Source organism: Novosphingobium indicum (genome assembly GCF_014645195.1).
Taxonomy (GTDB): domain Bacteria; phylum Pseudomonadota; class Alphaproteobacteria; order Sphingomonadales; family Sphingomonadaceae; genus Novosphingobium; species Novosphingobium indicum.
This window is the reverse complement of the sequence record NZ_BMLK01000064.1, coordinates 1-3,792: the sequence shown is the minus strand read 5'-3', so window position 1 is coordinate 3,792 and position 3,792 is coordinate 1. Positions and strand designations below refer to the sequence as shown.

General features: G+C 66.8%; 2 protein-coding genes and 1 pseudogene. All 3 read left to right on the top strand.

All coding sequences use genetic code 11. From position 1 onward, the window contains the following. A partial coding sequence (locus tag IEX64_RS23865; RefSeq protein WP_188823924.1) for a FecR family protein occupies positions 1-902 on the top strand: 902 nt, incomplete at its 5' end. Between the two features lie 38 nt (positions 903-940). Next, entirely contained in the window at positions 941-3,271 is a 2,331-nt protein-coding gene (locus IEX64_RS23860; RefSeq protein WP_229710720.1) for a TonB-dependent receptor, read from the top strand. A 67-nt stretch (positions 3,272-3,338) separates the two neighbouring features. Continuing rightward, positions 3,339-3,792, top strand: a pseudogene (locus tag IEX64_RS23855) (autotransporter domain-containing protein); the annotation flags it as partial.

Below are 3,792 nucleotides of genomic sequence, written 5' to 3'. Positions count from 1 at the left end.
CGAACGATCCCGCGTTCGCCGACTGGGAAGCGTTTACGCAGTGGCTGGGGGCCGACCCCGCGCACAGCGCGGCCTACGATGCGATCTGCGCGGCTGCGCTGGACGGCGCTGAGCTGTTGCAGGCGGCAGGTCCCGCAAACGATGGGGCGCCGGTGGAGGAGGTCCTGTCTGCGGCGGCCGGATCGCGCCGCCGCTGGCTTGGCGGGGCGCTGGCGGCGTCGGTGGCACTCGTGCTGGGTGTCGGCCTTTGGCAACGCGAGCGTCCGGTGCCTTATGCTGTCGTTACAGCGCCCGGCGAATTTCGGACCCTGACCCTCGAGCCGGGTACATCGATAGCCTTGTCGGGCGGTACGAAGGTCATGCTCGACCGCAACGATCCGCGCCGTGCCCGGGTCGAGCGTGGCGAGGCCCTGTTCACCGTGCGGCACGATGAGAACGCGCCGTTCCGCGTTGCCGTTGGCGATGACGAGGTGGTCGATGTCGGTACAGTCTTCGACATACGCCGCGACCGCCTGGGCATGAGCGTAGCTGTCTCCGAAGGCGCGGTGCAGTTCAATCCAGGCGCGGAAGACGTGCGGATTTCGCCCGGCCAGATGCTGACGCGGGAGGCCGGTACGGACCGTTATGTCCTCTCGTCCCAGGCTATCGAGCGGATCGGCGAGTGGCGGGAGGGGCGGCTGACGTTCGAAGGCGCGTCGCTGGAGCGGGTGGCCAGCGACCTGACCCGCGCAACCGGGATCGCATTTTCCGTGCGCGCCGCGAAGCAGGGGGCAGCGCCTTCACGAACGGTCTCGGGATCGGTCCTGATCGATCCGATCCGCAAGGATCCGCGCGTGCTCGGCAGCCTGCTGGGCCTTGATGTGACGCCAGCAGGCAAGGGCTGGACCATCGGCGGCTCCTGACCATGCGGATTAGCCGGTACCTGATTGGCGCAGCACTGATGGCGCCGGCGCCGGCGCTGGCGGGTCAGGCCGAGGTGGCAACGCGCCCCGGCAACGCAGGGGCCGTGGCAATCGAGATCGCGCGCCAGACGAGCAGCAGCATCGTCATTCTCGATTCCGCACTGGCGGCGCGGCCCGTTCCCGAGATCCGCGGCCGTTTCGATGCGGCTGAAGCCGTGCGCCGCCTGGCCCGCGCGGCGGGCGGGCGCGCGGTGGCGACCGGGCCGATGGCCTGGCGGATCGAACCGGCCGCGGTCCGTCCGGCGAAATTGTCGCGTGCGGTGCAGCCGCATGAACCGGATGGGGGGCGCGCGGCCATCGATGCGCCGCCCGAGCCGATCGTCGTCATCGCGACCAAGCGCGATCTCACGCTCGATCAGGTTGCCGGACAGGTTGCTGTGCTGGATGGTGGCGCGCTGGAAGCAGGCGGAGTCGGCGGAACCGAGAAGATCACGCAGCAGCTTGCCACGGTGGCGTCGACGCATCTCGGCAGCGGGCGGAACAAGCTGTTCATCCGGGGCATCGCGGATTCGAGCTTTACCGGGCCGACGCAGGCGACGGTCGGCCAGTATCTGGGCGACCTGCGCCTGACCTACAACGCGCCTGACCCGGACTTGCGCCTGTCTGACATGGCACGGGTCGAGGTCCTGGAAGGACCGCAGGGCACGCTCTATGGCGCCGGTTCGCTTGGGGGCATCATCCGCCTCGTGCCCAATGCGCCGCAGCTCGATATGACCAGTTTCTCCGGCACGCTTGGCGGTTCGTTGACACAGCACGGCGCGGCCAGCGGTGATGCCGGTGCTGTCATCAATCTCCCCCTGGTCCAGGATACCGCGGCGCTGCGGGGGACGTTCGATGCCATGCGGCTGGGCGGCTATATCGACAAGCCGCTGCTGGGCCGCCGGAACGCCAACCGCACCGATATCCTGGGCGGACGCCTGGCGCTGCGGATCGATCCCGTGCCCGGCTGGCAGGTGGAAGTGCTGGCGCTCGGCCAGTCGACCGATACGGCGGACAGCCAGTATGCGGACCGCGATGGTCCTGCGCTGGAAAACGCGGCACGCGTGCCCGAAAGTGCACATGCGGACTATGCCATGGGACAGATCGTCGTCTCCGGGCGGATCGGGGCGGTCCGCTTGCGCTCGACAACGGGGCTGGTTCGCCAGACCTTGCGGGAAAACTACGACGCGTCGCTGCCAGAAGGGAATCCGCGGCTGTTCACGCAGACCAACCGCACTCGCATGGTTGCCAACGAGACGCGCCTTTGGATGCCCGAGCGCGGCGGTTTCAGCTGGCTCGCTGGTATGAGTTTCACCCACAACGAGGCGACCTTGAGCCGCCTGATCACTGCCGAGGTCGTCCGGAGCGCGACAGCCGGGGTGCGCAACGTCACGGACGAGGCGACGTTCTATGGCGAGGCAAGCCTGCGGCTGGCCGCGCCACTGGTTGCAACGGCGGGAGGGCGTGTTACCTGGTCGCGGCTTGGTGGCGAGGGTGAGGACATCCGGCCCGAGGTGATCATGGCCTATGCGACCAGCGGTATCACGGCGCAGCGGACCCAGACGACCGTCCTGCCCTCTTTTGCGCTGCACCTTGCTCTTGCTTCGCACTCGGCGCTCTATCTGCGCTATCAGGAGGGTTTCCGGCCTGGCGGGCTAGCAATCGAAGGCGACTATGTGCGCCGCTTCCGCGACGATCGCACGCAGACCTTCGAATTGGGCGCGCGCCGCGGCAGTCGAGGCCAGGGAGCGTTCGATCTGGCGATGAGCCTGTCCTATACGCAATGGCAGGATATTCAGGCCGACTTCATCGACGTAACCGGTTTGCCGAGTACGGCCAATATCGGTGACGGGCGGATATGGACTGCCAGCCTATCCGGCGGTGCGCGCGTGTTGCCGGGGTTGCGTATGGAGGCTGGCTTCGCCTGGAACAGAAGCAAGGTGGACAAGCCGGCCCTGCCTCTCGCGCTTCTGGCGGCACGGGCCATGCAGGTACCCAATATCGCCAACGTGGCGGCCCGTATGGGGGTCACCTGGGACGAGGGGCTCGGCGGCGATGTACGCCTGCAGGCGCAGGGTTGGGCCAGCTACGTTGGTCGTTCCCGACTGGGGGTTGGGCCCGAATTGGGCGCGGCTCAGGGTGACTACTTCGACAGCGGTATCTCCGCCCGGATCGGCACGCCACTGTTCGGAGTGACGGTTGGCCTCACCAACATTGCCGACCAGCGCGGCAACCGTTTCGCGCTGGGGACTCCTTTCGGCACCGGCCGCGAACAGGTGACGCCGCTGCGCCCGCGCACGCTGCGGATCGGCGTAGACACGACCTTCTAGAAACTTTTTTCAAGGCTGAGCGCGGATCGCTCCGTCCTTCCGGTCGATACGACCTGAAGGGATTGAGATGTCGCGCTACCTGCTTGCTTCCACCGCACTCTTCGCTCTTGCCGCCGGAGCCCATTCAGTGCGGGCGGAGGACATCACGACCAAGAAGACGACGCCGCTGCGTACCTCCACGATCAAGGGCGGGGCAGCGGATTCCATCAACATTACACAGGATGGGTCGGTCGTCCTGACTGCGGGAACCGCCGTCACCATGGACAGCGATCACGCCGTCACCAATGCAGGCGCGATCGCTGTCAGCAATGGCTCCACCGGGATCCTTGCTGCGGCGGGCACTACCGGAAATATCACCAACAGCGGCACGATCACTGTGGATGAGCCTTACAAGCCTGCGGATGATGACAACGACGGCGATCCCGATGGTCCTTACGCCCTGGGCTCGCATCGCTACGGCATCCGAACCGAAGGAACGCTTGCCGGGAGCATCGCCAACAGTGGGAAGATTTCCGTGCAAG